Here is a 26,503-nt window from a genome sequence, read left to right on the forward strand (position 1 = left end):
TCCCTTAGAGAATGGAGACATGGCATGGGCCAGATGTTGAAATGTATCTCGCCGATCGATGGATCGGTCTTTGCCGAGCGCGAGGTGCTGTCGCTGGGCGCGGCGCAAGAGGTCGTAGCGCGTGCCCGCAGCGCACAGGCAGACTGGGCAGCGCGCCCATTGGCCGAGCGGGTCGAGCTGGTGATGGCGGGCGTTGCCGCCGTTGGCGCATTGAATGACGAGATTGTGCCGGAACTGGCCCAGATGATGGGCCGCCCGGTGCGCTATGGCGGAGAGTTCGGCGGGTTCAATGAGCGCGCCAGCCACATGGCGTCGATCGCGGCAGACAGTCTGGCTGATATCGAGGTGGGCGAGGATGCGACCTTCAAGCGCTATATCAAACGCGTGCCGCATGGCGTGGTCTTTGTCGTTGCCCCATGGAATTATCCCTACATGACCGCGATCAACACCGTCGCGCCTGCGCTGATTGCTGGCAATGCGGTGGTGTTGAAGCACGCGACGCAGACCCTGTTGGTGGGCGAGCGGATGGCGGCCGCATTTGCCTCGGCCGGGGTTCCCGCCGATGTGTTCCAGAATGTCTTCCTGTCGCATGACGTGACCAATGATCTGATCGCGGGCAACGCTTTTGATTTCGTGAACTTCACCGGATCGGTTGGTGGCGGTCAGGCGATGGAGCGCGCGGCTGCGGGCACCTTTACCGGTGTCGGAACCGAGCTGGGCGGCAAGGATCCGGGCTATGTCATGGAAGACGCTGATCTGGACGCAGCGGTCGACACGCTAATCGACGGTGCCATGTTCAACGCGGGTCAGTGTTGCTGTGGGATCGAACGGATTTACGTGCATGAAAGCCTGTATGATGATTTCGTCGCCAAGGCTGTTGAGATCGTGAAGGGCTATAAGCTGGGCAACCCGCTGGACCCTGAGACCACGATGGGGCCGATGGCGAATGTGCGTTTTGCGCAAGAGGTCCGGGCCCAGATCACAGAAGCGGTCGAACAGGGGGCGACGGCGCATATTGCCTCGTTTGCGAGCGACAATGGTGGCGCGTATCTGACGCCTCAGATCCTGACCAATGTGACCCATGCTATGCGCGTGATGCGGGACGAAAGCTTTGGACCCGTTGTGGGTATCATGAAGGTATCCAGCGATGATGAAGCCATCGCGCTGATGAATGACAGCGAGTTCGGTCTGACGGCGAGCCTGTGGACCAGCGACGTGGATCGTGCCGCGCGCGTGGGCGATCAGGTCGAAACCGGGACAGTTTTCATGAACCGTGCCGACTATCTTGATCCTGGCCTGTGCTGGACCGGCTGCAAAAACACTGGGCGCGGAGGGGGGCTGTCCGTGATCGGCTTCCACAACCTGACACGCCCGAAATCCTACCATCTGAAGAAGGTGACATCATGAGCCTTGTTGGAAACTGGTCCTATCCGACCGCTATGAAATTCGGCGCAGGCCGTATCAAGGAATTGCCCGAGGCCTGTGCGCAGGCGGGCATGAAGCGCCCGCTTCTGGTGACCGACAAAGGCTTGGCAGATCTGCCGATCACGAAGGCCACGTTGGACATTATGGAGGCCGCCGGTCTGGGCCGTGGCATGTTCAGCGACGTGGATCCGAACCCCTCCGAGATCAATCTGCATGCGGGTGTCGAAGCCTATAAGGCGGGCGGCCACGATGGTGTGATCGCTTTCGGGGGCGGCTCGGGGCTGGATCTGGGCAAGATGGTTGCGTTCTACGCAGGCCAGACACGTCCGATTTGGGATTTCGAAGATATTGGCGACTGGTGGACTCGTGCGGATTCAGATGCGATTGCGCCGATCATCGCGGTGCCGACCACGGCGGGGACGGGCTCGGAAGTGGGTCGTGCCTCGATCATCACGAATTCTGAGACGCATGAGAAGAAAGTCATCTTCCACCCCAAGGTTTTGCCAGCCGTCGTGATTGCTGATCCTGAGCTAACCGTGGGAATGCCGAAATTCATCACCGCAGGCACAGGTTTGGATGCGTTTGCCCATTGTGTCGAGGCCTTCAGCAGCCCGCACTATCACCCGATGAGCCAAGGCATCGCGCTGGAAGGCATGCGGCTGGTCATCGACTATTTGCCGCGCGCCTATGCAGATGGCACCGACCTTGAGGCACGGGCCAACATGATGTCCGCCGCCGCGATGGGCGCGACTGCGTTCCAAAAGGGCTTGGGCGCAATTCATGCGTTATCCCACCCTGTCGGAGCTATTTTCAACACCCACCACGGGACCACGAATGCGGTCTGTATGCCTGCCGTGCTGGAGTTCAACACGGGTGAAATCGCCGATCGGTTCGACCGTGCTGCGGGCTATCTGGGCATCGACGGCGGCTTCAAAGGTTTCCAAAGCTTCGTGCAGGATTTCAATGATAGTTTCGAAATCCCCCGCAAGCTTTCCGAGATGGGCGTGAGCGCCGATCAGATGGATGCACTGGTCGAAGGGGCTATTAAGGATCCCAGCTGTGGCGGTAACCCGGTCGAACTGACGCGTGAAAATCTGCGCCAACTGTTTGAAGATGTGATCTGACTCGATGACCACGGGCATTGTCCTGATCATCCTGTCGGCGGCGTTGCTGCACGCCACATGGAATACCATCGTGAAAACGGCGGGGGATCGGACAGCCACATTGGGTTTGGTGGCTCTGGGCCACGTGATCCCCGGCCTGGTCATGGTGGCGGTGCTGCCATGGCCGTCAGCCGAAAGTTGGCCCTATCTGATCACGTCCACAGTGATCCATTTCGGCTATTTCTATATGCTGGGGCAGGCCTATAAGCACGGAGACCTCAGCGTCGTCTATCCGATTGCGCGCGGTATTGTCCCCGCACTGGTGTCGCTTTGGGCGATGCTGTTCGTGGGCGAGGTTCTGCCCGCGCAAGCATGGTTCGGCATCGCGCTGATCGCGGTGGCCATACAGATTTCCAGCTGGGCAGCGCTTCGCCATGGGGTCGGACGGGCGGCGTTGATTTTCGCGCTTGGCACGGGGGTCTGCATTTCGGGCTATTCTCTGGTGGACGGGGTCGGCGTGCGCCTGTCGGGTGACACGCTGTCTTATTGGGCGTGGCATTCGGTTTTGCATATCTTCATCACCGGTTTCGTGGCCATGCGCCGCAGAGGTGCGTTGCTTGCGCTGCCCAGGCGCACATGGATGATCGGCATACTGGGCGGTATGGTGTCGATGACCGCCTATGGTCTTGTCCTCTACGCCAAGAATTTCGCGCCTCTTGGGGCGGTGTCGGCCTTGCGTGAAACATCGGTCATCTTCGCCGCATTGATTGGGTTTGTTTTCTTGGGCGAAGGCAACTGGCACCGCAGGTTGCTGGCGGCTGTCCTGATGGCCGGGGGGGTGGCACTGATTGGTCTTTCGATCTGATGAGGATTCGAATTGAGCTAGGTCTAAGCTGTTGACACATACCCCTTTCAAGGCGTTCACTTCTTATAGTGGTCGAGGAGTCGGTCCAGATGAAATCGAAGGGTGGGATGCTGATGTAGCCAGTTTTAATCTGGGTATATAGTAGTCTGAAAGCAAAGGAATAAATCAGTTTCAAAGCTGGGCCTGACGTCAGTTACTGCCCGGCATTTTGCCAAAAGCCCAAGCATTACATCAAAACTGGACCGAACAAGCGACAACAGCTGGCGCTATTGGTGCGCCGGATAATGAAAAAAACTGTCGCAAGACAAAAAAGAAAAAACCAACGGGAGAAGAAAATGACAACAGATAACAAGTTCAGTCGTCGTTCCGTGCTGAAAGGCGCGACCACGATGGGTGCCGCCGCACTGGCGACGCCGCTCTACGTGAAGAACGCACTGGCGTCCTCGGGCGAGATCAACATCCTGATGTGGTCGGACTATCTGCCGCCCGAGTTCATCGCGGGCTTTGAGGGCGAGACCGGCATCAAGGTGAACTACACCGGCATCGGTTCGAACGAAGAAATCATCAACAAGATGAAAGCGACCAAAGGTCAAGGCTTCGACATCGTATCGCCGACCAACAACCGTTCGCTGCAGTGGGAGCCGCTGGAGCTTCTGAAGCCCTTCGATCTGGCGAAAGTAAACATCGACGCGGTGAACCCGGCGATGGCAAAGATCGGCACCGATGCATGGAACTTTGGCGACAGCGGCGCGCACTGGCTGCCGCATATCTGGGGCACCGAAGGCATTGCCTATCGTACCGATAAATGGCTGCCAGCGGGTGACGCACCCAGCTATGGCGACGTCTGGTCGGAAGAAAACGCTGGCAAGACCATGGGTCGCGCACACTCGATGATGCTGGGTGCTGGCCTGTACATGGAAGCCTCGGGCGAGATGGAGCCGGGCTCGGTTTGGGCCGCCTATAATGACGAAGACACCATGCGCAAAGTTTGGGGTCAGATCGCTGACTGGTGTATTGCGCGTAAGAACCGCATCAAGCTGATCTGGAACGATGCCGACACCCAGAAGAACGGTCTTCTGAACGAAGGCGTTGTGGTTGGTCAAACTTGGGATGGTCCGCCGCTTGCTCTGAAATCGGCAGGCGAGCCAGTACACTATCAGGCGCCTGTTGAAGGTGCGATGGCGTGGGTTGACGGTATGTCTATGCCTGTCGGCGCGTCGAATGAAGAGCAGGTCTATGCCTTCATCGAATACGCTTATCGTCAGCAGCCAGCTGGCGTTGCAATTGACAGCCACGGTTATAACTCGCCGGTTCTGGGTGCCGATACCTATTCGGGTGACACCTATAAAAAGAACTTCTCGGAAGCCTATCCGGGTGAAAGCCTTGCCAATCTGAACCCATGGCCGGCTGAAGCGCCTTGGTATGCTGATGTGCGTACCGAGTTCGTCAACAAGTTCAAGAGCGCCTAAGCGACTTGAAAGCGCGTGCCTCCGCCAATGGGCGGGGGCGCCTTACCAAACTGACTGAAACGTCTGGAAAACACGGTCGCACGCCTGAGATCAGCGCGTGAACGACCCGTCTATGGGGAGAGACCATATGAGTGCCGGAGTAGGCGTCGATCTTGAAAACCTCTGGATCCGCTTTGGAGATTTCGTCGCTGTGCGCGACGCGAATGTGCACATCAAGGGGGGCGACTTCTTCTCGTTCCTGGGGCCATCGGGCTGTGGCAAGACCACGATCCTGCGTGCCGTTTCGGGCTTTCTTGAGCCCAGCGAAGGTAATGTGCTGATTGGCGGCAACAACATGAAGGGCATCGGGCCGAACAAGCGCCCAACCGCGCTGATCTTCCAGAACCTAGCCCTGTTTCCCCTAATGAAAGTCTGGGAAAACATCACGTTCTCGATGGAGATCGCTGGGGCCTCGGCCCGTGATCGTCGCAAACGTGCGGACGAGCTGTTGGACATGATCGCGCTGCCCGGTCAGGGTGACAAGCTGCCCAGCGAATTGTCAGGTGGTCAGCGTCAGCGTGTGGCGATTGCCCGTGCGCTGTGCGCCGAACCTGATGTGCTGCTATTGGACGAACCGCTTTCCGCGCTTGACCTGAAGCTGCGCCAGCACATGCGCACAGAGCTGCGTGAAATTCAGAAACGCGTCGGCATTACCTTCATCTATATCACGCACGACCAAGGCGAAGCGCTGACCATGTCAGACGATATCGCCGTGATGCGGGCAGGCGTGATCGACCAGATCGCTGATGGCAAAACCATCTACAACGATCCGGCAACCGCTTTTGCTGCCAGTTTTGTGGGTGAAAACAACGTCTTCCGCGGCAAGGTGTTAGAGGTTCGCGGTGATCAGGCCCTCATCCGAACCAACCGTTCGGGCGATCTGCTGTCGCGGATCTCGACCGCCAATCAGGGCAAGATGAATGTGGGCGATGATGCCATGATGTTCATCCGTCCCGAGGCATTGTCCTTGGCGCCCACCGGCACGCAGGGCGATCATTTCGTCACCGCTAAGGTCAACCACGAAGAATTCGAAGGCAACTCGTTCAACATCTTCATGGAAGGCGACGGCGGGAAAGAGCTGAAGGTTGCAATCCCGAACCACGGCCAGTCGTTCGATGACCACTCGGGTCAGGACATGACGCTGGAATATGACGTGAACAACGCCGTTGCGGTTCCCGCCGGCGAATTGGCCGCGGAATAAGGAGTGGAGCGATGCCAGGTTTCCTGAAGGAATTCTTCAACCGGAACGGCACGCTGATGGGATCCTTGATGCTGGGTCTGGTCCTTTTCTGGACCGTTGGCCTGATTATCTTGCCTCAGCTGTCGATGCTCGACTTTTCGTTCCGTCCGAACCTTCCCCCGCCCGAGATCGGTGGGCCGAAGGACGTCTATACACTCGAAAACTATAAATATCTGATCTATGGCCCAGAAGGCGGGTCGCAGGATTATAACGCGGTGGATTTGAAAGTCTTCTTCCGCACGTTGGTGGCGGCCGTCTGTGTGACGATCTTCAACCTGATCCTGTGCTATCCGATTGCCTATTATCTGGGTCAGACCAAGGGCAATCACATCCGTGTTTTCGCGCTGATGCTGATCATCCCCTATTGGATTAACGAGATCCTGCGCGCTTTCGCGTTGCGGATCATCTTTGGCGAAAGCGGGGTGTTGAACACGCTGCTTGTGGGGTCTGGGATATTCGACACACCCTTTGACTTCATCCGCAACGACATCGCGCTCTATGCGGGTCTTGGGTACGCCTATATCCTTCTGATGATCTTCCCGATCTACAACGTGATCGAAAGCCTTGATCACAACCAGATCGAGGCCGCGCGTGACCTTGGCGCCCCGTGGTGGCGCATTCACAAGCGGGTGGTCATTCCCTATGCCAAGCCGGGCATCAGTTCGGGCTGTACGATGGTGTTCATGCTGTCTGCAGGTGCTCTGGCCGCGCCCCAAATCCTTGGGGGTCCGTCCAGCCTGTGGTTCACGCAGCTGATCTATCAGCAGTTCAACGACAACTCTGATTGGCCGCAAGGCGCTGCCTACGCAATCGTTCTGCTTGTCACCTGTATCCTGCTGGTGCTGGCTGTGATGCGCCTGTTCAAGGTGAACATGGGGGATATTGGCAAATGACAACTGATAAAATCATTCGCGTATCCATCTGGGTCTATCTGGGAATCTTTTTCGCCTATCTGCTTGGTCCGCTGATCATCATGTCGGTGACGGCGTTCAACTCGCCTAGCTTCCCGCGCATGACACCGTGGGAGTGCCTGACCTTCAACTGGTTTGGCGAGCTGTTTAGGGACGAGCGCATTCTGAATGGGATCTGGAATTCGATCCTTGTCGGGTTTGGCACGGTAATCCTTTCGGTGTCGATGGGTCTGGCGGGGGCTCTGATGCTCACACAGATCTGGCCCAAGCTGCGGGCGACCTATTACACGATCATCATTGCGCCCATCCTTATTCCGGGCGTAGTGATCGGCATCTCAACGCTGGTGTTCTGGGATCGGATCAACCGGATGCTTGGACTGGGCGCGGACAGCTTCCTGTCAAACGGGTTGTTCCTGACCATCATCGGTCAGTCCACCTTCATCGCCAGCTATTGTATGCTAGTGCTGGTGGCCCGCCTTCAGCGCTATGACATTGCGCTGACCGAGGCTGCGTTGGACTTGGGTGCCACCCATGCTCAGGCATTCCGCAAGGTGCTGATGCCCTTCATGATGCCCGCGCTTTTGTCGGCGTCGGTGCTGGCGTTCTTGGCCTCGTTCGAGAACTACAACACCACCACGTTTACGTTCGGCGAATATCCAACCCTGACGATCGAGCTGGCGCAGAAAGTGCGTTACGGGATTACGCCGGCGATTTCAGCTTTGGCGTTCATGATCGTGGCGCTGACGGTGTTCTTTGCCTTGATCAACGAAGCGAACATCAAGCGTAAGAAGATGATCGCGGATGCCCGCAAGGATGCCACTGTTGGTGAATTGGCTGGTAAGATCGAGGTGCCCGGCATCATCAGCCGCAATCCAGCCGCGATTGCCTTGATCGTGTTGGTGATAGGTGTGGTGTCGGTGACGGCGTCGGCCATGGCTTACAGCCCCGATCAGTGCATCGCCAACGTGCAGGAACAAAAGCGCCTCGAGACAGAGAAGCGTATTCAGGAACTGCGTGACCGCCGTGCCAAAGAAGCTGCAGAAAAAGCTGCTGCTGAAGGTGCGGAAGGTGGGGCAACTCAGACAGCGCCTAAGCCGTCCAATAACTCGGGCTTCGGTGGGGTGTTCGCTCCGAACACGCTGAATAACGAGGGGGCGGACGAAGGTGCATCGGATGAGGGGGCCGATGGGACGTCGAACAACTCGGGTTTCGGGAATGTGTTTGCCCCGAATTCCCTTGGGACTGACGACAACTGATCGTTCCGCTGCTTGAAAACGGAAAGGCCCGGCATTGCGCCGGGCCTTTTCATTTGTGGTGGGTTATTTGCCCCAAGTCATGCGTTTCAGCACATCGTCTTTGTGATGGACATGATGCCACAGCGCAGCACCTGCATGGCCCAACAACAGGGCCCCAAGGGCAATGGCGGAATAGAAATGCACCTGTGCAAAGAAGGTCGACAGGGCTTCGCTTCCCGGCACGAAAGGGTCGTACATCTCGAACCAATTGAAGACTTTGTTCTTCACGCCAAATCGATCCTGCAAAGGCGAGGCCGAGGCCATCAACCACCCCGAAAGCGGCATGATGAACATCAACGCGTAAAGCCCAAGATGGCCCAGCTTTGCCGCCATTTTTTCCAATGGATGCATATGCGCCGGAAGGTCCGGGGCGCTTCGATTGAGCAGTCGCCAGATCACGCGGATCACAGCCAGCACGAACACCACAAACCCCCAGCTTTTATGGGTCTGAATCAATGGAAACTGCGCCAAAGCATCGGTCACGAACTGCGTCATCCAGACGCCCATCCCCAATTGATACAGGATGATCCCCGCAATCGCCCAGTGCAGGAGGCGCGCAAGCGCGCCCCAGCTTTGTGTCGTGTTCGTCAGGCGCATGGATTATTCCCAGCCGCCCGCGCGCATCTCGGCCGAGATTTCCAGACGGACTTCGTCGGATGTCACGGGCGCGAACATGCCCACGCCATAGTCCGAGCGCAGCATGTCACCTGTGCCCTGAACGCCGATCCATTCGCCTTGGTAATAGTCAAAGAATTCGCCCAGCGGGTGCGGACCATTGTGGTTCAGGGTGAAGTTCATGGTGATCGGCTTGGTGTTGTCCTTGATCGTCAGGTCACCCACCAAAGTGATCATGGTGTCGGATGTCTGCTCGACCCCGGTCGAGGTAAACGTGATCTCGGGGAAGTTTTCGACGTCAAAGAAGTCGGCACTTTTCAGGTGATCATCCAGCGGGCCAACGCCGGTGTCGATGCTGGCCGGGTCCACGGTCACAGTCACTTTGGTGGCGGCGACATTCGCCGGGTCAAAGTCAACTTCACCACCGATCACTTTCCACTGGCCGGACTGCTCGGACAGGCCTGCATGGTTATAGTAGAAGCGGATTTCGGTGTGGCCGGGATCGAACTTATAGATCTCGGCAGTGGCGGTTCCAGCAGCGGCAAGGCCCAGTCCAAGGGCAGCGGCGGTCAGAAGAGGTTTCATTGTGACAGCTCCTTTGTCATGTTGCGGGGCAACGTGGGATGGATTAATAGATGCATGTGCATGTATCTAAATGCGCGGCGCTAGGGAAGGCGTTGATGGGCTTGGTAACGGGAATGTGAGATGGACAAGAAGCCAAATGATCAGACAACAGCGATATGGGTGCTTCTGAACATTGCGCATAAACGGGTGACGCAAACATTCGAGGCCGAGCTGAAACGCGCCCGGCTGCCGTCGGCAGCGTGGTACGATATTTTGTGGGCGCTTGAACGGGCCAAGGACGGGATGCGCCAGAACCAACTTGAGAGCCAATCTTTGTTTGATCAGCCCAACCTGTCGCGCACGATTAAGCGCATGGTGGATGATGGGCTGGTCACACAATGCCCCGCGCCAAGCGACCGGCGCGGTCGGGTCTTGCGGATTACGGATGATGGAAAGGCGCTGCGGGCCCAAATGTGGGAAGTCTATGGCCGCCTGATGCTGTCGCAAATCGAAGACAAAGTGCCCGACGCGCATATTTCAGGACTTATCGAAGGTCTGGCGTCGTTGATTCCTGAGAAAGACGAGAAACTTCAGGGCAAGTTGAATTCGGCACGCGACGGCGCTGAAAACTGACCAAATTCCGGGCATTGAAAAACTCGTGAAGCATTTCGGTGGGATAATGCGACGCAACACACGGGAATCAGGAAAGGCGCGGCATGTCCAAGGACTTTTTCAAGATGCTTGAAGAGATGGGGAAATCTGGCACGAACCCGATGGGGGCGTGGGCGGAAACATGGATGACCTATCAGCAGGATATGGCGAAGCTGTGGATGACCACTGCGCTTAAGGCGGGCGACGCGATCGCGCCGTCAAAGGATCATCGTTTCCGGGACGACGCGTGGAACGAAGGCATTTTCCCGCTTCTACGCCATTCCTATGAATTAACTGCCAAAGCTATGGTGGACATGGCTGACAATGCTGGTCTGTCGGATCACGAACAAGACAAGCTAAGCTTCTATGCCCGTGTGGCGGCAGACAATATGTCCCCGTCGAACTTTCTGGCCACTAACCCGGAAGCGCAGAAACTGGCGCAGGAAACCGGTGGGCAAAGCTTGATCGACGGCTGTCAGAATATGCTGGCTGATTTGGAAAAGGGCTATATCAGCACCACGGATGAAAACGCATTTGAGGTGGGTAAGAACCTTGCCACAACGCCGGGGTCGGTTGTCTTCCGCAATGATCTGATCGAACTGATCCAATACACGCCGATGGCCGCAAAAACCCGCAAAGCGCCGATCCTGATCGTGCCGCCCTGCGTGAACAAGTTCTACATCTTCGATCTGAATGAAAAGAAGTCCATGGTCCGCTATCTGCTGGAGCAAGGGCAAAGCGTGTACATGATCGCATGGCGCAACCCTATGCCAGAAAGCGGTGACAAAGGATGGGATGACTATGTTGCAGGCGGAGTGTTCGAAGCGCTGACCGCGGTGTCCGATATCTCGAAATCCGATGCCGTGGATATGATGAGCTGGTGCAACGGCGGAACTATGTTGATCGCCGCGTTGGCCGTCATGCCGGAGGACCTGAAAGCCAAGGTCGGCACCGCAACCTTCCTGTCATCCATGATCGATTTTTCAGATCCGGGGCAGGTCAAAGTCTTCATCGATGAACCGCAGGTCGAAGCCTATAACCAGCGGCTGAAGTCTGAAAAAGTCGCGCTGGGGCGTGACATCGCAAACGCAATGGCGATGCTGCACGTGAATGAAAGCATCTGGGGTTTTGTGGTTTCGAACTATCTGATGGGCAAAGCACCCGCGCCGTTTGATGTGCTTTACTGGAACGCCGACACGCAGAACCTGCCCGCCAAGTGGTACAGCTATTATGTGGAAGAGATGTATTTGGCGAACAAGCTGATGCAGCCGGGTGCGCTGACCATCTGTGGCACGCCGGTCGATACGCGAAACATCGACGTGCCGTGCTATTTCCTTGCTGCGGATGGCGACCACATCGTGCCGTGGAAAACCTCGTTCACGGCGACAGATCTGGTGTCGGGACCAACGGAATTTGTGCTGACCACAGGTGGTCACGTATCGGGTACGATCATCAATCACCCGGCCAAGACGCGACGCAAATACTGGGTTGCAGGTTCGGATAACTCCAGCGCGGAAAGCTGGCAGAGCAGCGCAACCCTGACTGACGGAAGCTGGTGGCCGCATTGGCTGGAGTGGCTGGACCAGAACAACCAGGCCGAACGCGCGGCGCCTGCAAAGACGCTGGGCAACCGCAAATACAAGCGACTGGCAGACGCACCTGGCACCTATGTGCACGAGGGCGAGCGCTAATGGGCGTGCAAGAAGTGATCGAGACCATCGACACATCCAAGTTCCACATGATCGAGGTGGATGGCGCGAAGATCCGCTATTTTCATCGGGTCGTGGACTCGGACCTGCCGCCGCTTTTGGTCTGCAACGGTCTTGCCCAATCCATCGAGGTGCTTTTGCCCCTGCTGGATCAGGTCGAGGGTCGCTGCCTGATCGCGATCGACATGCCCGGTACGGGGCGGTCGCATATGATCGACGGCATCTCGACCATTCCAGATTATTCCGATTTCACGCTGCGGGTGCTGGATCAGATCGGGGTCGAGGATTTTGACATTCTTGGCATCTCTTGGGGCGGCGCCTTGGCCCAGCAAATCGCCCATACCGTTCCGGATCGGGTGGCGAAACTGGTTCTGGCCATCTGTTCAGCAGGTGGCCTTGGCAGTTGGTGGGGCACGCCTATCGCCCTGTCCGAAATCATGTTCCCGCTGCGCTTTACCAGTAAGGCCTATGGAGATTTTGTCGGCCCGTTGATGTATGGCGGCGAGGCGATGTTTGCACCGGCCGAGTTCCGCGAATACTCGAAACACGCCATTCGCCCCAGCCCTGAAGGGTATTTCGCGCAAGTGCGGGCGATGCTTGGATGGACCAGCCTGCCGTGGTTACGGTCTTTGACCCAGCCCGCGCTGGTGATTGCAGGGCAATTCGATGGGCTGATCCCGATTGCCAATCAGATCCTGCTGGCCAACATGCTGCCCAACGCCAAGCTGCATGTATACCCTGCTGGGCATCTTCTGATGTACACCCAGCGACAGGACGTCGGGGCCGAGGTTACGGCCTTCTTGGGCAAAGACTAAGCTTCCGCAAGCTCGTGCGCCCATGGGGGATTTGCCCCGGCGCGCGAGACGGTGATGGCTGCCACCCGCGCCGCTTTGGTCAGCGCGCGGGTCATCTGCATGTCCGTGATCCCGGCAAGCGCCGCCCGCGTCAGCAAACCGTCTTCATGCAGTTGTGCCAGAAGCCCGGCATTGAACGTATCACCCGCGCCGACCGTATCGACAACGGCAGCTTGTGCTGCTGGGGCACTGACCGTGCGCCCGGTTGGCAAGAGCGCCTCGGCGCCATCGGCCCCTTTTGTGATGACCACGACCCCCGGACCATCTGTCTGAAGCTGTGCGGCCTTCTGCGGAATTGGGACTTCGCCCGGCACCAGCCAATCCAAATCCTCGTCCGACAGTTTTACGATGTCTGCCCGCGCCATCATCCGCGCCAGACGCGCACGATAGGTGGCTTCGTCTCCAATAAATCCCTGACGGATGTTGGGGTCCATCATGACCACGCAATCCTCGGGCGCTTGGGTCAACAGGTTGGCATAGGTGTCGGCACAGGGTTCAACCGCAAGGCTGATCCCGCCGAAAAACATCGCGGAACAAGTATCAGGCAGGGCGGGCAGCTCCTCCGCTGTTAAAAGCCGCCCGGCAGTGTTCTCGTCATAAAAGGCATAGCGGGCCTGCCCGTCCACCAGCCGCACGAAGGCCAGTGTGGTGGGGCGGTCCACCCGCGCCAGATACCGCGTGTGAACCTTGCTGGCATCGGCTTCATCCACCAACAACTGGCCGAACATATCGGTCGAGACGCCCGATGTCAGTGCCGCCGGTACGCCCAAGCGACCCAGCGCGATTGAGGTGTTGAACACCGCACCGCCGGGATGAGGTGCGAAGGCAGATTTGCCACCCACGTCCACGGGCAACATGTCGATCAGGGCTTCTCCGCAACAGATGATCATGTGCTGTCTTTCGTCGTCAGGGTTTCGAGATAATAAGGCACTGGATATCAGCGACATTGGTGCCAGTCGCACCGGTCATCAGCAGATCATCCGAGGCCGCAAGCGCTGCATAGCTGTCATTGTTGCTTAAAAGCGCCGCAGGATCTGCGCCCGCGCTGCGCATCCGTGCAAGGCTGGTTGCATCAACAATTCCGCCCGCCGCGTCGGTAGGGCCATCGCGCCCGTCTGTGCCGCCGCTAAGAAACGCCCAGTCACCAACCAACCCACGTTTGTCCGCGCCTATCGCCACGTGCATTGCAAGCTCTTGGTTGCGCCCTCCGCGCCCGTTTCCGGTCAGATGCACAGTGGTCTCGCCGCCCGCCAGCAACACCGTGGTGGTGCCTGACGGGGCAGAATTGGCTGCGTCCAAAAGCGTGGTGGCGGCGTTTTTGACATCACCGGTCAGCATGTCGAAGACAACCTGAACCGTACCAGCCTTCCGTGCTGCCACCTGTGCCGCGCGTAGGCTGTGACCGTTCGAGCCGATAAGAATATTCTGAACCGCTGAAAGAGGTGTCTCTTTGGGTTCGGCCTGCGACAGATGAATCTGTACCGCGGCTGGAAGATCGTCCCAGATCCCGGATTTTTTGCAAATCGCAAAGGCCTCTTCCCGGGTTCCAATCGGGCCTACGGTGGGCCCGCTGGCAATCGCACGCAGATCGTCGCCGATCACGTCTGACAAGATATAGGCGGACACGGGCGCTGGATGTGCGGCGTGTAACAGCCCGCCGCCTTTTAGTTGGCTAAGCTTCTGGCGCACAAGATTCATTTGGGTGATCTCGACGCCGGCGCCCAGAAGTGCTGCGCTGACCCGGCCCTTGTCTGCGATCGAAATCCCCGGCACCGGAAGGGCCATCAGTGCTGAACCTCCGCCTGAAATCAGTGCGATCACCTGATCCGCATCCCCGGCCTGCGACAACAGATCTGCCACTGCCTGTCCCGCAGCCAGACTGGTTTCATCCGGCACCGGATGCGCGCCATAGATTACTCTTGCCCCGTCAACCGTGTCTCTGTTTTCGGGATGCGTGACGCACAATGCGCTATATGCGCCATCAACGTGCTTCAACGCCTCTTGCATCATTGCTGGGGCAGCTTTGCCGATGCTGATCACGATGCTTTTTCCACCCGGACCCGGCGTTGGAAATGGCGCATGACGAACTGTGTGCTTGATGGCGCACGCGGGGTCAGCGGCTTCGATCGCTTTCATGAAGATCTGATGCGTGGCTTGGCGCAGCGCATCAACACAGAGGTCAGTCATCGTGGTCTCGGTCAAAGTGGCGCGGGTGCCAGCGATAGTATTCAGATGGATCCTGATAGGGCAAGTGCGGAATAGTCGACACCCCGTGCACGGAAGTTGCATACAAAAGACCCGCGAGAGAAAACTCGCGGGTCTCACATCTTCCTATCTAACCGTCGAACGTTGGGCTCAGTTCAACCGCTCACCGTTGTCAGGTGCGAAATAGGACACTTTGCCCAGATCAAAGGCCAGTGACAGGTTCTTGCCCGGCAGCGCGCTGGTTTCAGCGTGCAGACGCGCGGTGACCTGTTTGCCGCCCAGATGCGATACGACGAACGTGTCGGCGCCGGCGGGTTCGACCATTTCGATCATGCAGTCAGCGGTCTGCACGTCTTCGCCTGCGCGGAAGCCTGCCTCGGCAATGTCTTCCGGGCGCAGGCCAAGGATTACATCCTCGGGCAGGTCGTGCGCATGGGTGTCGGTCAGGACCAAAGGCTCGGCCCCTTCGCGGGTGATTTCGATCTGCGTGCCTGCACCGTTCTTGGTTGCACGCGCCGGGATCAGGTTCATCGCCGGGCTGCCCATGAAGTCTGCAACAAACAGGTTGGCCGGACGGTTATAGATCTCGGCAGGCGATCCGATCTGCTGCACCACGCCGCCCTTCAGGACCACAATTTTGGTGGCCAGCGTCATGGCTTCGATTTGATCGTGCGTCACGTAGACCATCGAGGCATTCAGGTTCTGGTGCAGCTTCTTGATCTCGGTCCGCATCTCGACCCGCAGTTTGGCGTCGAGGTTCGACAGCGGCTCGTCGAAGAGGAACAGTTTGGGATCACGCACCAGCGCCCGGCCCATGGCGACACGCTGACGTTGGCCACCCGACAACTGACCGGGGCGACGATGCAACAGCTGTTCGATCTGCAGCTGTTGGGCCACTTCCTGAAGTTTCTGATCCTGCGTGGCCTGATCCACCCCACGCACTTTCATGCCGAAGGTGATGTTCTTGGCCACCGACATGGTGGGGTACAGTGCGTAGGACTGGAACACCATGGCGATGTCACGATCCTTTGGGCTGACCTCGGTCATGTTGCGGCCACCGATGTCGATTGACCCGCTGGTGATCGGCTCTAGCCCTGCGATGCAGTTCAGAAGCGTGGACTTGCCGCAGCCCGAGGGGCCGACCAGAACCAAGAAATCTCCGGGTTCGATGGCGACGTTGATGTCCTTGAGGATCTCGACGGACCCATAGTTCTTGTAGAGGTTCTTGATGTCCAGAATGGGGGCCATGGGATTAACCTTTCACGGAACCCGCGGTCAGTCCGCGGATGAAATATTTGCCAGCGACGACATAGACAAGAAGCGTGGGAAGGGCGGCGATGATCGCTGCGGCCATATCCACGTTGTATTCCTTCACGCCGGTGGTCGAGTTTACGATATTGTTCAGGGCCACGGTGATGGGCTGAGTGCCAGCCTGACTGAAGGACACACCGAACAGGAAGTCGTTCCAGATCTGGGTGAACTGCCAGATGACAGTCACAACGATGATCGGCAGCGACAGGGGCAGGAAGATCGACCAGAAGATCCGGAAGAACCCAGCGCCATCCACCTTTGCGGCTTTCACCAGCTCTTGTGGGATCGACACATAGTAGTTGCGGAAGAACAGCGTGGTGAACCCGATGCCATAAATCACGTGGACAAAGATCAGACCCGGAATGGTGCCGGCGATGCCCATGATGCCCAGCATACGTGCCATCGGAAGCAGCACCACCTGGAAGGGGATGAAGCAGCCAAACAGCATCAGCGAGAAGATCAGGTTCGCACCTTTGAACTTCCACTGCGCAATTACATAGCCGTTGATCGCACCAAGAATGGTCGAGATTGCAACCGCCGGGATCGCAAGGATGACCGAGTTCCAGAAGTAAGGACGCAGGCCCTCGCACTGGATGCCGGTACAGGCGCCGGACCACGCGGTGCGCCAGGCCTCGAACGTGACTTCACGGGGGAAGGCCACAAGGCTGCCGGTGCGGATTTCTTCCAGACTTTTCAGTGATGTGGTGACCATTACGAAAAGCGGCATCAGATAGAACAGGGCGAAGATGCCAAGCAAGGTGAACAGAAGCCAGCGCAGGGCAAGCTTCCCCCAATTGCGCGACGGGCCGTGAGTGGTGTTAAGCGCAATATCAGTCATGTTTCGTCCTCAGTTCAGAATAGAGGTAGGGAACGATGATCGCGAAGACGACAGCCATCATAACCATGGCCGAGCTGGCCGCCTGTCCGATGTCACCGCGCGAGAACGCCATGGCATACATGTAGGTGGCAGGCAGGTCGGTGGCATAGCCGGGACCGCCTCCGGTCAATGCGATGACAAGGTCAAAGCTTTTGATCGCAAGGTGCGCCAGCACAATGAAGGCTGACAGGAAAATCGGGGCCATCGACGGAATGATGATGGCAGAATAGATGCGCCAGCTGGGGATACCATCGACCTGTGCGGCCTTGATGATCTCTCCGTCCACACTGCGCAGACCGGCAAGGAACAGCGCCATGACAAAGCCCGAGGCCTGCCAGACACCGGCGATGACAACGGCATAGATTGCCATGTCGGGATCAACGACCCAGTTGAACGAGAAGTTCTCGAACCCCCAGTCGCGAACCATCTTTTCGATGCCCAGTCCGGGGTTCATGATCCATTTCCATGCGGTACCGGTGACGATCATCGACAGCGCCATGGGGTAAAGATAGATCGTGCGCAACACGCCTTCGGTGCGGATTTTTTGATCCAGCAGGATGGCAATCAGCAGGCCAAGAACCATCGAGATGATGATGAACAGCGTGCCGAAGATGAAAAGGTTCATCATTGCGGTGTCAAACCGGGGCGACGCGAACAGGCGCTCATATTGGATGAGGCCATCAATCTCGTACTTTGGCAAAAGCCGCGAGCGGGTCAGCGATACCCAAGCAGTCCAGGCGATGAAGCCGTAAACGAAAACGAGGATGGCGATGAAAGAGGGTGCAAGCACCATCTTGGGGATATGACGTTCAAGCCATTCGGTCATTGTAACGACCCCTGAATAAAAGAGGCCCCGCACCTGAAGGTCAGGCGCGGGGCCAGGGAGGTTTACATGGAGTTGGCGACAGCGTCGGCCAGCTGGTTCACGGCATCAGCCGAGGACATGTCCGAGTTGAAGTGCGCAGTCACCACATCGGTGATGGCACCCGACTGTGCGCCACGCAGCGCCATGCCGTGGGCATAGCTGGGCAGCAGCGAACCGTTGTCCGAGCTTTCGCTCATGTCCTTGGCGGACAGGTGGGCGCAGCTGTCGAACTCGTCCAGGGCAACGTCTACACGTGCTGGGATCGACCCTTTGTTCAGGTTGAACACTTTCTGGAAGTTCTGACCAACGATCAGCTTGGACAGAAGGTCCTGACCGGCTTTCTTATCGTCGCCGTCCACGTTGAACATGGCAAAGCTGTCAACGTTGTACAGGAAGCCATCGCCGGGGACCGACGCACACAGGAAGTCTTCGCCGGGGGCTTTGCCAGCAGCGAGGAATTCACCCTTGGCCCAGTCGCCCATGATCTGGAAACCGGCTTCGCCGTTCATGACCATTGCGGTGGCAAGGTTCCAGTCACGACCCGAGAAGTTGTCATCAACATAGCCGCGCATTTTGCGCATCTGGTCAAAGACAGCGACCATTTTGTCGGACTTCAGAGTGTCCATGTCCAGATCAACAAAGGCTTTCTTGAAGCCATCGGCGCCAAGGGTGCCCAAAGCAACAGCTTCGAACACGGTGGCGTCCTGCCAAGCCTGACCACCATGGGCCAGCGGGGTGATGCCTGCGGCTGCCAGCTTGTCAGCGGCGGCGTTGAACTCGTCCCATGTGGTGGGCATTTCGATGCCGTTGGCTTTCAGAACGTCAGCGTTGGCCCAGATCCAGTCCACGCGGTGAACGTTCACAGGGGCAGCACACCACGTACCTTCGCACATCATGTGACCAGCGATCGATGCAGGCAGAACGTCTGCCCAGCCTTCAGCTTCGGCCACGGCCGAGATGTCAGCCAGAACGCCTTCTTCATACCATTCCTGAATGGCAGGGCCTTTCAGCTGAACGGCGGTCGGCGCGTTGCCCGACAGAACACGTGCGCGCAGTGCAGTCATGGCCGCGTCGCCGCCGCCGCCCGCAACCGGCATATCGGTCCAGGTCCCGCCATTTTCGGCGAATTCGTTTTGCAGAACAGCGACGGACTTGGCTTCACCGCCAGATGTCCACCAGTGCAGAACTTCTGCCTGAGGCTCGGCCATTACCGGCAGGGCACAGCTCATCGCAACGGCCGAGACGGCCGCGTATACGGATTTCTTCATAATTTCCTCCCATAGATCACCGCTTGGATAGCGGCGCTTCAGAAACATTGCCGACCCAACCCCCGTCTGTGCAATGCTGCAAATCGATTGGAATGGGGCGTCGCGTCGGAAAGTTGGCAGTTTTGTTACGTGATGTTACGCAAGACTTGATTTTGTTGCACGCTGTTACAATCAGATGAATTGTGACGTGGCGGGGCATCCGCCACATGGGAGGCACATGACATGGCGATTCCTCGACTTCTGGTCGTTGATGATGACGTTGAGACTCGGGGCATGATGACCCAGTTCCTGCATCAAAGCGGGTTTATTGCGCTGCCGTGTGACAGCGAACACAGCATTCGCGCCCAACTGGACGCTGGGCGCGTGGATTTGATCTTGCTGGATGTCATGCTGGGGGACGAAAACGGCGTCGAGATCTGTGAACGTCTGCGGCGCGAACAGGATGTGCCGGTCATTCTTGTGTCAGCCCTGTCGGCAGATCATCACCGGATGGCGGGCTATCAGGTCGGCGCGGATGACTATATCGCCAAGCCTTTTAACCCAGAGCTTTTGCTGGCCCGCGTGCGCGCAGTGCTGCATCGTGCCCAGCGAAGCGCATCGCTTGTTTATCGCCGCAGCGTCTCGACCTTTCGGTTCGCAGGCTGGTCCTATGACGCCAAGCTGGATGAGGTGACGTCGCCCCAAGGCTATCAAGTCGCGCTGTCGCGCAAGGAAACCGCGCTGTTGAAAGTGCTGCTGGCCAATCCGCATATCCCGCTAACGCGCGAAGAAATCGCGACCTCGCTGGACGTGACTGGCGAAGGACAAGGGGCCGAGGCCTCGGGGCGGGCCATCGACGTGCTGGTGGGGCGTCTGCGCGGTAAGATCGAAAACGATCCCAAACATCCCGAGATGCTGCGCACCGAACGCGGAACCGGTTATGTGTTTACCGCCGATGTGCAGACCGAAGAGGCATCATGAGCCGAGGTCTGTCGATCCGGTCACTTGGGTTTCTTCTGATCCTTGGGTGCTTCACTGCCGCATTTGCGGCAGGGTGGATGTGGTTTTCTTCGGCCAAAGCCTGGCAGGATCGCCTGACCCGCAGCTATGTCACGGGCATTGCGCTGTATGAAGCGCTGCGGGTTGGGGGTGAGCCGCCTGCCGGCATCCACATCGCGCCGTTGGATCAGGACCAGTCCGATTTGGCCACGCAAGGTGCGTTTTCGCAGCTGACCCGTATTCCCATGCCTGCGCTGGTTACGAATATCTCGATCATCGGACCGGGGCGCGATCCGCTGTCAGGCTCGTCCTTGAGTGTGGGGATTGTGTCCAACAAGCTGCAATATTCCGTATCCGAGCTTGTGTCTGATGAGGGGCAGGCGACCGCGCAGAAGTTCGGTAACGTCACACGTCTTTTGGCCACGTATTGCGGTGATCCGGTGCTGTTTGCACGGATGGGCGGGCAGCCATGGTTGCGGATTGACGGGCAAGATATCTGGGGCTGTGCCACCGCCCCCACAGATCTGCGGCTGGCCGCTGTGCTGCTGGCATTGGTGGCGGCTGCGATCCTGTCGACGCTGGTTCTGGATACCTCGTCCTATTTCGATCGTTTCGCCAGCGCGCTGCGTGATCGCGGGCGTTTGGGCGGGCCGGAAAGCTATGCGGTGCAAGGCCCGGCGGAATTGCGCGAGACGGTTCTGGCGGTAAACGCCTATCTGGAACAGGAACGCGCGCAGATTTCCCAACGGGCGATGGTGCTGTCAGGGGTCAGTCATGACCTTGGCACACCTGCCACACGCCTGCGCCTGCGCACCGCGCTGATCAAGGAAAAGGACCTGCGCCAGAAGCTTGAGGCGGATATCGACAGCATGACCGAGATGATCGAAAGCGTGCTGACCTATACCCGTGCCGAATTGAATGAGGAAACGCCGCGCAAACTGTCGCTGACCTCGCTGGTGGATGCATTGGTGGCGGATTATCAGGATATGGAGCGCCCGGTTTCTCTGATCGCGCAGGAACGTCCCAGTGTGGAAGCGGGGCGGTCGGTCTTCGCCACAACCTCGGGTCTTGGATCTTTGCCCGACCAGCAGCGCATCCTGATTACAGCGCGTCCGATCTCGCTGAAACGCGCGATTTCGAACCTGATCGACAATGCGCTGAAATATGGGCGGCGGGCGTCGGTGCAACTGACGGCCACACCGGGTCACGCCACCATCGTGGTCGAGGATGAAGGGTCCGGCATGTCATCTGCGGATGTCGAGGCCGTCGTCGCCCCTTTCAAACGCGGTGACAACACGCGCGCGATTGATGGTTTCGGGCTTGGCCTGACCATTGTGGCGACAGTGGCCGAGCAGCACGGCGGGCGGCTATATTTTGAAACCGGCCAACACGGCCTGCGTGCCTGTCTGGAAATCTGCCGCCGATAAGCCGACCGCGCCCTGCGCCTAAGACAATGCCACCGCGCCTGCTTCGACGGCCAACATCATCGATGGCTCATGCGCAAGTTGGTGCTGCGATGCGTCACACTGATGTCCCGGCCAGTGATCCCCCGCCTGCGCACAGCTTTGTGCGAACTCCACTAGCTGGTAAATGTCATCGTCTGCCGTGACGCCTGCAAACAGATACGACGCATCGCGCGTGCTGTGATAGGTGAGGGTGCAGGGTCGCACACAGTCTTCCATGCAGGCCGTGCCTGAGATCTCGAACGCGTCGGTGATCGTGTCGCCGGCCGCCTCGATTGCGCTGCGTAGGCGTTTGATCAGGTCATAGCCAACACGGCAAGTGTCGCCCGTATGTGGACAGGTCGTGCAAAGTGTAATGTGATGATGTGGTGTGCCCATGTCGCCCTCCGCGATGAAGCGGGGCGCAAGCAGACATGTTTTCAGACGGTATAAGCCGTATCGCCATCATGACCTCCTGTCCGGACGCCCCGTCCGGGTTGAGTTTCAGTTACGATGGCAGGTCTCCTGACTTGCGGGTCGTTGCGAAGCTGGCCTTCCCGGAGTGTCCCAGTGGCATATCAGCGTTGCTCGCCGCTTACAGTTGCGGGGGCAGTCACGGACTTGGCACCAACAAGCGGCACCGCACCGTATTCCCTTTTATTCCGGGCCCAATTGGTACCCGAAAACCATCACAGGCCATTTCAACGAAATTCCGCAATGGGTCAAGGGGAGTCAGCACCGGCGGTCATGACGTCGAGTGATGTGAGAGGGGCTGCAGGCCGCCCGGCGCTTCTTCAGGGTGCTCGCATCCCTTTCGGCGGCGCGTCCGATTTTCTGGGCCAGTTTGCGGACGTAGCCTTGTAATACTGCCACAACCGGACCTGCTCAGCGATGAGGTGTCGGGCCTTTGCCGCTATTTGTGTCTTCAACGCGAACGGCGGCAATTTGTTGGATCCTATTTGTGTCTTTCTGCCCACAGGGTCATTGCTTGTGCCAGCCATTGGCTAAACCCCTCTGAAAGCGTTTCATAACGGGCGATAAAGTCAGGATGAGCCAGATAAAGTTCGGCCAACTTGGCATAGGCAGCAGCGGTGCAGGGGTATCCCCACATCTCGGCTACCCAATTCTGATGGGCGGCCAGATTTGCCAATTTAGGGTCGCATCCCGCTTCGTAAGAGGTAACAAGCTCCGCCTCGATCCCTTTCAGTTGTTCATTCTGGGAGTTCAGAATGTCGCCCTTGCCGGCGCTTAGGTTTTCGCGTGATCTGGCGATCTCTGCGGCCATATCCTGACCGTATGTCGCAACCAGCCAGGCTTCGTAATCTGCCTGCTTTTCCTTGGGAAAAGGTTTGTAAAGGTCTTCGATTGTCATGGGGTCGTCTCCGTTCAGTTTTGCAATGGTCCGATCGAGCGTGGCAATGATCGCCGCTTGCTCGGACAAAGCCTTCGCAACCTTTTCGCGGTGCGAGGTCAGCCTTTCGACACGATTGCCAGTGCCCAAAAGTTCAGCGATCTCGTTCAGAGGCATGTTTGCCGCGCGGTAGAATAGGATTTCCTGCAACCTGAGAAGTTCAGGCTGCCGATAAATCCGATACCCTTTGGCGGTCACAAAGGCCGGTTTGAGCAGTTCAAGCGAGTCATAGTGGTGCAGCATGCGAACAGTTACTCCCGCAGCCTGTGCCAACTCGCCAACGGTATATTCTTCGATTCGGTTTTCCATGACCCCTCGATGGGGCCTGACCCAACGTGAGAGTCAACAGCGCAAACAAAGGGCTAGCCCTCGATCACCATCACGTTCAAATTACCCGACCGGTCGAAGCGGATCGTTGTGACCCGCTTCAGAACCTTGGTTTCGATGGCTTTTGCGCGTCAGCTGTCCCAGATCGCGCCATAGGCGGGGATGCCAAGGCTTTCCATGTCATGCACAACCCTGCGCGTCAGTTTCTGGTTCGAGATCACGATCACCGCCTCGGCCCCGCTGTCACGCACCGCCTGCAGGGCAAGGGCAGACAGGTTCGGTTTTCCGTCCGTATCCGTATCCCAGATCACCGGATTTTCGGTGCTGGCCTCAATCTCGTCCACGATTGCATCGCCATAGGTTGCCCGGGGGCTGCGTGTGGACCAGATCAGACGGTTTGGCACCATACCTTTCAGAAGGTGTGGCAGGATGGGGCCGATGCCAGACCCAGTACCCACATAGACGACGCTGGTGAACAGCTTTTCTATCCGAGCAACGCCCGATGTGGTGATCCCCTTCACCCACACATGGCTTGGCGGGTTGTCGATGAAATCTCCGGTCCAGTCGCCTGCACGGCTGATTGCCAGACGGTATCCGGGCTTGCCGGGCGTAGGGATGTTGGCGAAGGAATGATACTGACCAAAGGGCGTATGTGACAGCGCGTTTGAACTGCCCGCGAAGGGCGTATCGCCATAATCAAATCCAGCAATCACCACGTGGTTCGAGGGTTTGTCGATCTCGACCTTCACGCGCTTCAGGGTCAGCCAAGGCGACAGGATCGACAGGGTAATCAGCAGCAGCATCCAGAAGGCGGGGGTCTGTGTCAGCGTCCCCCCCATGTCATGGGTGATCGAGACTGTCTGTGCCCAAAACAGCCCCAGCACAGTCCAACCGACAAAACGGTGTATGCCCTCAAACGTGTTGTGGAATTTCGCGCGGATCGGACCAATGGCAGAGATGATCATCAGAAACATCAGACCAACCATAGTGGCGCTTAGCCCCAGCGTCAGATCAGACGGAAGCGCTGCGCCGCTAACGCGGTTCGCCACCATCGCGAACAACAGGAAGCCAAACCAGATCGTGCCGGTCACGGTGCCGCCGGAATGTAGTCCACCAAAGTGAAAGACCTTGCCCGCGCCCCAGCGAATCCAAAGGGGCCAGCTGGTGGGAATGCGGGTCGCCAGCCAGAACAACGCATTCACCACGCGCTGCTGGCGGATCAGGATGCCAAGTGACAGGTTGATCAGCGCCATGTCGGCAATCGGGCCAAGCGTATAAGCCGTGCCGTCATGCCAGTATCCATCGCGCAGACCGATGCCAAAGACGGTCAGGTTGACCACTGCCACCAGAAAGGCCAATCGGCGATATTCCATCAGGGCCGGGTGACGTGTGATGCGCCGCCAGCGTGGGGCGGCTGTTTCGATATTTACTGATTCAGTAGCCATCATTTCAGCTCCACACCACGGGTTTCAACCTCGGCCTTGGCCATGTCCAAGAGCAGACGCTTGTCGATCTTGCCGCGTGCGGTGCGGGGCAGTTCGTCCAACGCCATCACAAGGGCGGGTTTGTTGTAATAGGGCAGCCGATCCACGACCGATTGGGTCGCCAGTTCGGGATCGGCCGTCGCGGGCGCGATGAAGCTGACCAGATTGCGGTCGTCATATTTCAACGTCACCGCCTGTTCGCAGCCCTCGGACATTTCCAGCGCTGAGGATACGCCGTCCAGCTCGACCCGGAAGCCGCAGATCTTGACCAGATCGTCGACGCGGCCGTGATGCAGAAGCTCTCCGTCATCGGTCCACGATCCCAGATCGCGGGTGTTGAACATTATGTGGCCGGGGCGGAACGGATCGGGGCGATAGCGTTCATCCGTCAGGTTCGGGTTCGCCAGATAGCCTGCGGTCACGCAGTCACCGCCCGCCCACATCGTGCCTTTCTCGCCAATTGGCAGCGGGGACAGATCTTCGTCCAGCACATAAACGGTGTTGTTGGGGGTAGGGCGGCCGATGGACAGCTCGGCTTTGTGGGCGCTGTGCGGCTCGGCAGTGTTGATGATCGTCGTTTCGGTCGGCCCGCACGAGTTATAGAAGGTGCAGAATTGCGACCATGCATCGGCCAAGGGGCGCGGGCAGGGTTCACCCGCGACGGCGGCAGCCTTGATGTGCTGGCAGCCTTCGACGTCCAACGTGTTCAGGATCGAGGGCGTGCCAATCAGGATGTCCACCTTGGCCGCGGTTTCGGCAATCGATTTGCCACGGATAACCAAAGTGGCGCCGTTAGACAGGGCACCCAAAGTCTCCCACGCGGCCATATCAAAGGCGATGGACAGGATCTGCCCCACACGCAGACCCGGGCGCATGCCCAGATTGCCGGGGCGGGTTTGAAGGATGTTGCACAGGTTTCTGTGCGTCACCTGTACACCGTTCGGCACCCCGGTCGTGCCCGAAGTGAACAGCACCATGGCGCGGTCATCGGGTTGCAGCAGATAGTCCTTTCCTTGGGGCGCGATAGCCGGGCGGGATGTGTCGCTCATCACCTCGTCAATCGCAATCAGCACCTGATGATCCCGGTCAACAGGCACGTCATCCGCCAGACGCGACAGGGTCAGCAGAACCTTAGCTTCGGTTTGTTTGGCGATGTATTTCAGACCCTCGATCGGCGCGACGCCCACATGCTGCGGAGCATAGGCTGCGCCCACTTTCATGACCGCCAGTATACCGACGACCATCTCGATCGAGCGTTGCAGATACAGGCCGACCACTTGGCCACGCTTCACGCCCTGTTGGGCCAATAGGTTCGCCAACCGATCTGACGCCTGATCCAGCGCGCCATAGGTGATCGACGCGCCCTGATGTTCGGCAGCGGTCACGTCGGGTTGTAGGGCCGCATAATAGCTGAAGCCCTCTAATATGGTTGCGAAGCGGGGGGTGACGGATGGGCCCCATCCAAAGCGAAAGAAACGGTCGCGGTCAAAGGCCGAAAGCGCCTGCAAATCGAGTTGATTCGCAGCGCTTGGCGCAATGGAGTTCTGGCGAGGGGTATGGAGCTGGGTCTCGGATGCAAGGTCTTGCATGGCTAA

General features: G+C 58.2%; 24 protein-coding genes and 1 riboswitch. Of the genes, 12 read left to right on the forward strand and 12 right to left on the reverse strand.

Features of this window, described 5'->3' with window-relative positions; all coding sequences use genetic code 11:
- Positions 1–24 precede the first annotated feature (24 nt).
- The 7 genes from FIL88_RS11040 (at position 25) to FIL88_RS11070 (ending at position 8,308) form a co-directional block, all read left to right on the forward strand.
- The gene (locus FIL88_RS11040) at positions 25–1,407 is read left to right on the forward strand and encodes an aldehyde dehydrogenase family protein (RefSeq protein WP_142853927.1); all 1,383 of its coding nucleotides are present in this window, start codon (positions 25–27) and stop codon (positions 1,405–1,407) included.
- On the forward strand, positions 1,404–2,549 hold the full coding sequence (locus tag FIL88_RS11045; RefSeq protein WP_142853928.1) for an iron-containing alcohol dehydrogenase: 1,146 nt from the start codon (positions 1,404–1,406) through the stop codon (positions 2,547–2,549). Before FIL88_RS11040 ends, FIL88_RS11045 begins: the two co-directional genes overlap by 4 nt.
- A gap of 4 nt (positions 2,550–2,553) precedes the next feature.
- Positions 2,554–3,393: an SMR family transporter gene (locus FIL88_RS11050; protein ID WP_142853929.1), complete on the forward strand. Its 840-nt coding sequence runs from the start codon at positions 2,554–2,556 to the stop codon at positions 3,391–3,393.
- 335 nt (positions 3,394–3,728) lie between these two features.
- On the forward strand, positions 3,729–4,862 hold the full coding sequence (locus tag FIL88_RS11055) for an ABC transporter substrate-binding protein (RefSeq protein ID WP_142853930.1): 1,134 nt from the start codon (positions 3,729–3,731) through the stop codon (positions 4,860–4,862).
- Between the two features lie 127 nt (positions 4,863–4,989).
- Positions 4,990–6,102 (forward strand): ABC transporter ATP-binding protein, encoded by a 1,113-nt coding sequence (locus FIL88_RS11060; protein ID WP_142853931.1) that lies wholly within the window; start codon positions 4,990–4,992, stop codon positions 6,100–6,102.
- A gap of 11 nt (positions 6,103–6,113) precedes the next feature.
- Positions 6,114–7,034, forward strand: coding sequence for an ABC transporter permease (locus FIL88_RS11065; protein ID WP_142853932.1), 921 nt, complete (start codon positions 6,114–6,116; stop codon positions 7,032–7,034).
- The gene (locus FIL88_RS11070; protein ID WP_142853933.1) at positions 7,031–8,308 is read left to right on the forward strand and encodes an ABC transporter permease; all 1,278 of its coding nucleotides are present in this window, start codon (positions 7,031–7,033) and stop codon (positions 8,306–8,308) included. Before FIL88_RS11065 ends, FIL88_RS11070 begins: the two co-directional genes overlap by 4 nt.
- A 63-nt stretch (positions 8,309–8,371) precedes the next feature.
- Here the strand turns inward: FIL88_RS11070 and FIL88_RS11075 are convergent, their stop codons facing one another.
- Both FIL88_RS11075 and FIL88_RS11080 read right to left on the reverse strand, forming a co-directional pair.
- Positions 8,372–8,944, reverse strand: coding sequence for a cytochrome b (locus FIL88_RS11075; protein WP_142853934.1), 573 nt, complete (start codon positions 8,942–8,944; stop codon positions 8,372–8,374).
- Between the two features lie 3 nt (positions 8,945–8,947).
- Positions 8,948–9,547 carry a YceI family protein gene (locus tag FIL88_RS11080; RefSeq protein ID WP_142853935.1) on the reverse strand — a complete coding sequence of 200 codons (600 nt, stop codon included), beginning with the start codon at positions 9,545–9,547 and terminating at the stop codon, positions 8,948–8,950.
- Between the two features lie 120 nt (positions 9,548–9,667).
- Between FIL88_RS11080 and FIL88_RS11085 the strand changes: the two genes are divergently transcribed.
- The 3 genes from FIL88_RS11085 to FIL88_RS11095 all read left to right on the forward strand — a co-directional run bounded on the left by FIL88_RS11085 (position 9,668) and on the right by FIL88_RS11095 (position 12,701).
- Positions 9,668–10,159 (forward strand): MarR family winged helix-turn-helix transcriptional regulator, encoded by a 492-nt coding sequence (locus FIL88_RS11085; protein WP_142853936.1) that lies wholly within the window; start codon positions 9,668–9,670, stop codon positions 10,157–10,159.
- Between the two features lie 83 nt (positions 10,160–10,242).
- The gene (locus FIL88_RS11090; RefSeq protein ID WP_142853937.1) at positions 10,243–11,868 is read left to right on the forward strand and encodes a PHA/PHB synthase family protein; all 1,626 of its coding nucleotides are present in this window, start codon (positions 10,243–10,245) and stop codon (positions 11,866–11,868) included.
- Positions 11,868–12,701, forward strand: coding sequence for an alpha/beta fold hydrolase (locus FIL88_RS11095; protein ID WP_142853938.1), 834 nt, complete (start codon positions 11,868–11,870; stop codon positions 12,699–12,701). Before FIL88_RS11090 ends, FIL88_RS11095 begins: the two co-directional genes overlap by 1 nt.
- Here FIL88_RS11095 and FIL88_RS11100 read toward each other — a convergent pair.
- From FIL88_RS11100 to FIL88_RS11125, 6 genes are all read right to left on the reverse strand, one after another.
- Positions 12,698–13,630 carry a carbohydrate kinase family protein gene (locus FIL88_RS11100; protein ID WP_142853939.1) on the reverse strand — a complete coding sequence of 311 codons (933 nt, stop codon included), beginning with the start codon at positions 13,628–13,630 and terminating at the stop codon, positions 12,698–12,700. The two genes, FIL88_RS11095 and FIL88_RS11100, sit on opposite strands and share 4 nt — an antisense overlap.
- A gap of 16 nt (positions 13,631–13,646) precedes the next feature.
- Positions 13,647–14,927 (reverse strand): glycerate kinase type-2 family protein, encoded by a 1,281-nt coding sequence (locus FIL88_RS11105; protein WP_142853940.1) that lies wholly within the window; start codon positions 14,925–14,927, stop codon positions 13,647–13,649.
- Between the two features lie 168 nt (positions 14,928–15,095).
- A complete protein-coding gene (locus tag FIL88_RS11110; RefSeq protein WP_142853941.1) occupies positions 15,096–16,193 on the reverse strand; it encodes an ABC transporter ATP-binding protein in 1,098 nt (365 codons plus the stop codon).
- 4 nt (positions 16,194–16,197) lie between these two features.
- Positions 16,198–17,094, reverse strand: a complete 897-nt coding sequence (locus FIL88_RS11115; RefSeq protein WP_142853942.1) for a carbohydrate ABC transporter permease — start codon at positions 17,092–17,094, stop codon at positions 16,198–16,200.
- A complete protein-coding gene (locus FIL88_RS11120) occupies positions 17,087–17,959 on the reverse strand; it encodes a carbohydrate ABC transporter permease (protein WP_142853943.1) in 873 nt (290 codons plus the stop codon). The genes FIL88_RS11115 and FIL88_RS11120 overlap by 8 nt, the downstream gene beginning before the upstream one ends.
- Before the next feature lie 62 nt (positions 17,960–18,021).
- On the reverse strand, positions 18,022–19,266 hold the full coding sequence (locus tag FIL88_RS11125; RefSeq protein WP_142853944.1) for an ABC transporter substrate-binding protein: 1,245 nt from the start codon (positions 19,264–19,266) through the stop codon (positions 18,022–18,024).
- A gap of 222 nt (positions 19,267–19,488) precedes the next feature.
- Here FIL88_RS11125 and FIL88_RS11130 point away from each other — a divergent pair, with 222 nt between their 5' ends.
- Both FIL88_RS11130 and FIL88_RS11135 read left to right on the forward strand, forming a co-directional pair.
- Positions 19,489–20,226, forward strand: coding sequence for a response regulator transcription factor (locus tag FIL88_RS11130; RefSeq protein WP_142853945.1), 738 nt, complete (start codon positions 19,489–19,491; stop codon positions 20,224–20,226).
- Positions 20,223–21,671 (forward strand): sensor histidine kinase, encoded by a 1,449-nt coding sequence (locus tag FIL88_RS11135; RefSeq protein ID WP_142853946.1) that lies wholly within the window; start codon positions 20,223–20,225, stop codon positions 21,669–21,671. Before FIL88_RS11130 ends, FIL88_RS11135 begins: the two co-directional genes overlap by 4 nt.
- 18 nt (positions 21,672–21,689) lie before the next feature.
- Here FIL88_RS11135 and FIL88_RS11140 read toward each other — a convergent pair whose 3' ends face one another.
- From FIL88_RS11140 to FIL88_RS11155, 4 genes are all read right to left on the reverse strand, one after another.
- Positions 21,690–22,085, reverse strand: coding sequence for a DUF1636 family protein (locus FIL88_RS11140; protein ID WP_142853947.1), 396 nt, complete (start codon positions 22,083–22,085; stop codon positions 21,690–21,692).
- Between the two features lie 99 nt (positions 22,086–22,184).
- Positions 22,185–22,392, reverse strand: a riboswitch (cobalamin riboswitch).
- Between the two features lie 249 nt (positions 22,393–22,641).
- A complete protein-coding gene (locus FIL88_RS11145; protein ID WP_142853948.1) occupies positions 22,642–23,406 on the reverse strand; it encodes a MerR family transcriptional regulator in 765 nt (254 codons plus the stop codon).
- Positions 23,407–23,555: 149 nt separating this feature from the next.
- Complete coding sequence (locus tag FIL88_RS11150; protein ID WP_246066691.1) at positions 23,556–24,872, reverse strand: hypothetical protein; 1,317 nt, start codon at positions 24,870–24,872, stop codon at positions 23,556–23,558.
- Positions 24,869–26,497 (reverse strand): AMP-binding protein, encoded by a 1,629-nt coding sequence (locus FIL88_RS11155; RefSeq protein WP_142853950.1) that lies wholly within the window; start codon positions 26,495–26,497, stop codon positions 24,869–24,871. Before FIL88_RS11155 ends, FIL88_RS11150 begins: the two co-directional genes overlap by 4 nt.
- Positions 26,498–26,503 lie beyond the last annotated feature (6 nt).

The sequence above is a fragment of the Aliiroseovarius halocynthiae genome (assembly GCF_007004645.1).
Lineage (GTDB): Bacteria > Pseudomonadota > Alphaproteobacteria > Rhodobacterales > Rhodobacteraceae > Aliiroseovarius > Aliiroseovarius halocynthiae.

Coding starts and splice junctions, on each gene's coding strand:
- FIL88_RS11070 (WP_142853933.1), top strand. CDS start 7,031: ATGACAACTGATAAAATCATTCGCGTATCCATCTGGGTCTATCTGGGA.
- FIL88_RS11120 (WP_142853943.1), bottom strand. CDS start 17,959: ATGACCGAATGGCTTGAACGTCATATCCCCAAGATGGTGCTTGCACCC.
- FIL88_RS11115 (WP_142853942.1), bottom strand. CDS start 17,094: ATGACTGATATTGCGCTTAACACCACTCACGGCCCGTCGCGCAATTGG.
- FIL88_RS11095 (WP_142853938.1), top strand. CDS start 11,868: ATGGGCGTGCAAGAAGTGATCGAGACCATCGACACATCCAAGTTCCAC.
- FIL88_RS11155 (WP_142853950.1), bottom strand. CDS start 26,497: ATGCAAGACCTTGCATCCGAGACCCAGCTCCATACCCCTCGCCAGAAC.
- FIL88_RS11110 (WP_142853941.1), bottom strand. CDS start 16,193: ATGGCCCCCATTCTGGACATCAAGAACCTCTACAAGAACTATGGGTCC.
- FIL88_RS11065 (WP_142853932.1), top strand. CDS start 6,114: ATGCCAGGTTTCCTGAAGGAATTCTTCAACCGGAACGGCACGCTGATG.
- FIL88_RS11040 (WP_142853927.1), top strand. CDS start 25: ATGGGCCAGATGTTGAAATGTATCTCGCCGATCGATGGATCGGTCTTT.
- FIL88_RS11055 (WP_142853930.1), top strand. CDS start 3,729: ATGACAACAGATAACAAGTTCAGTCGTCGTTCCGTGCTGAAAGGCGCG.
- FIL88_RS11135 (WP_142853946.1), top strand. CDS start 20,223: ATGAGCCGAGGTCTGTCGATCCGGTCACTTGGGTTTCTTCTGATCCTT.
- FIL88_RS11045 (WP_142853928.1), top strand. CDS start 1,404: ATGAGCCTTGTTGGAAACTGGTCCTATCCGACCGCTATGAAATTCGGC.
- FIL88_RS11125 (WP_142853944.1), bottom strand. CDS start 19,266: ATGAAGAAATCCGTATACGCGGCCGTCTCGGCCGTTGCGATGAGCTGT.
- FIL88_RS11140 (WP_142853947.1), bottom strand. CDS start 22,085: ATGGGCACACCACATCATCACATTACACTTTGCACGACCTGTCCACAT.
- FIL88_RS11090 (WP_142853937.1), top strand. CDS start 10,243: ATGTCCAAGGACTTTTTCAAGATGCTTGAAGAGATGGGGAAATCTGGC.
- FIL88_RS11130 (WP_142853945.1), top strand. CDS start 19,489: ATGGCGATTCCTCGACTTCTGGTCGTTGATGATGACGTTGAGACTCGG.
- FIL88_RS11085 (WP_142853936.1), top strand. CDS start 9,668: ATGGACAAGAAGCCAAATGATCAGACAACAGCGATATGGGTGCTTCTG.
- FIL88_RS11145 (WP_142853948.1), bottom strand. CDS start 23,406: ATGGAAAACCGAATCGAAGAATATACCGTTGGCGAGTTGGCACAGGCT.
- FIL88_RS11105 (WP_142853940.1), bottom strand. CDS start 14,927: ATGACTGACCTCTGTGTTGATGCGCTGCGCCAAGCCACGCATCAGATC.
- FIL88_RS11075 (WP_142853934.1), bottom strand. CDS start 8,944: ATGCGCCTGACGAACACGACACAAAGCTGGGGCGCGCTTGCGCGCCTC.
- FIL88_RS11060 (WP_142853931.1), top strand. CDS start 4,990: ATGAGTGCCGGAGTAGGCGTCGATCTTGAAAACCTCTGGATCCGCTTT.
- FIL88_RS11050 (WP_142853929.1), top strand. CDS start 2,554: ATGACCACGGGCATTGTCCTGATCATCCTGTCGGCGGCGTTGCTGCAC.
- FIL88_RS11080 (WP_142853935.1), bottom strand. CDS start 9,547: ATGAAACCTCTTCTGACCGCCGCTGCCCTTGGACTGGGCCTTGCCGCT.
- FIL88_RS11150 (WP_246066691.1), bottom strand. CDS start 24,872: ATGATGGCTACTGAATCAGTAAATATCGAAACAGCCGCCCCACGCTGG.
- FIL88_RS11100 (WP_142853939.1), bottom strand. CDS start 13,630: ATGATCATCTGTTGCGGAGAAGCCCTGATCGACATGTTGCCCGTGGAC.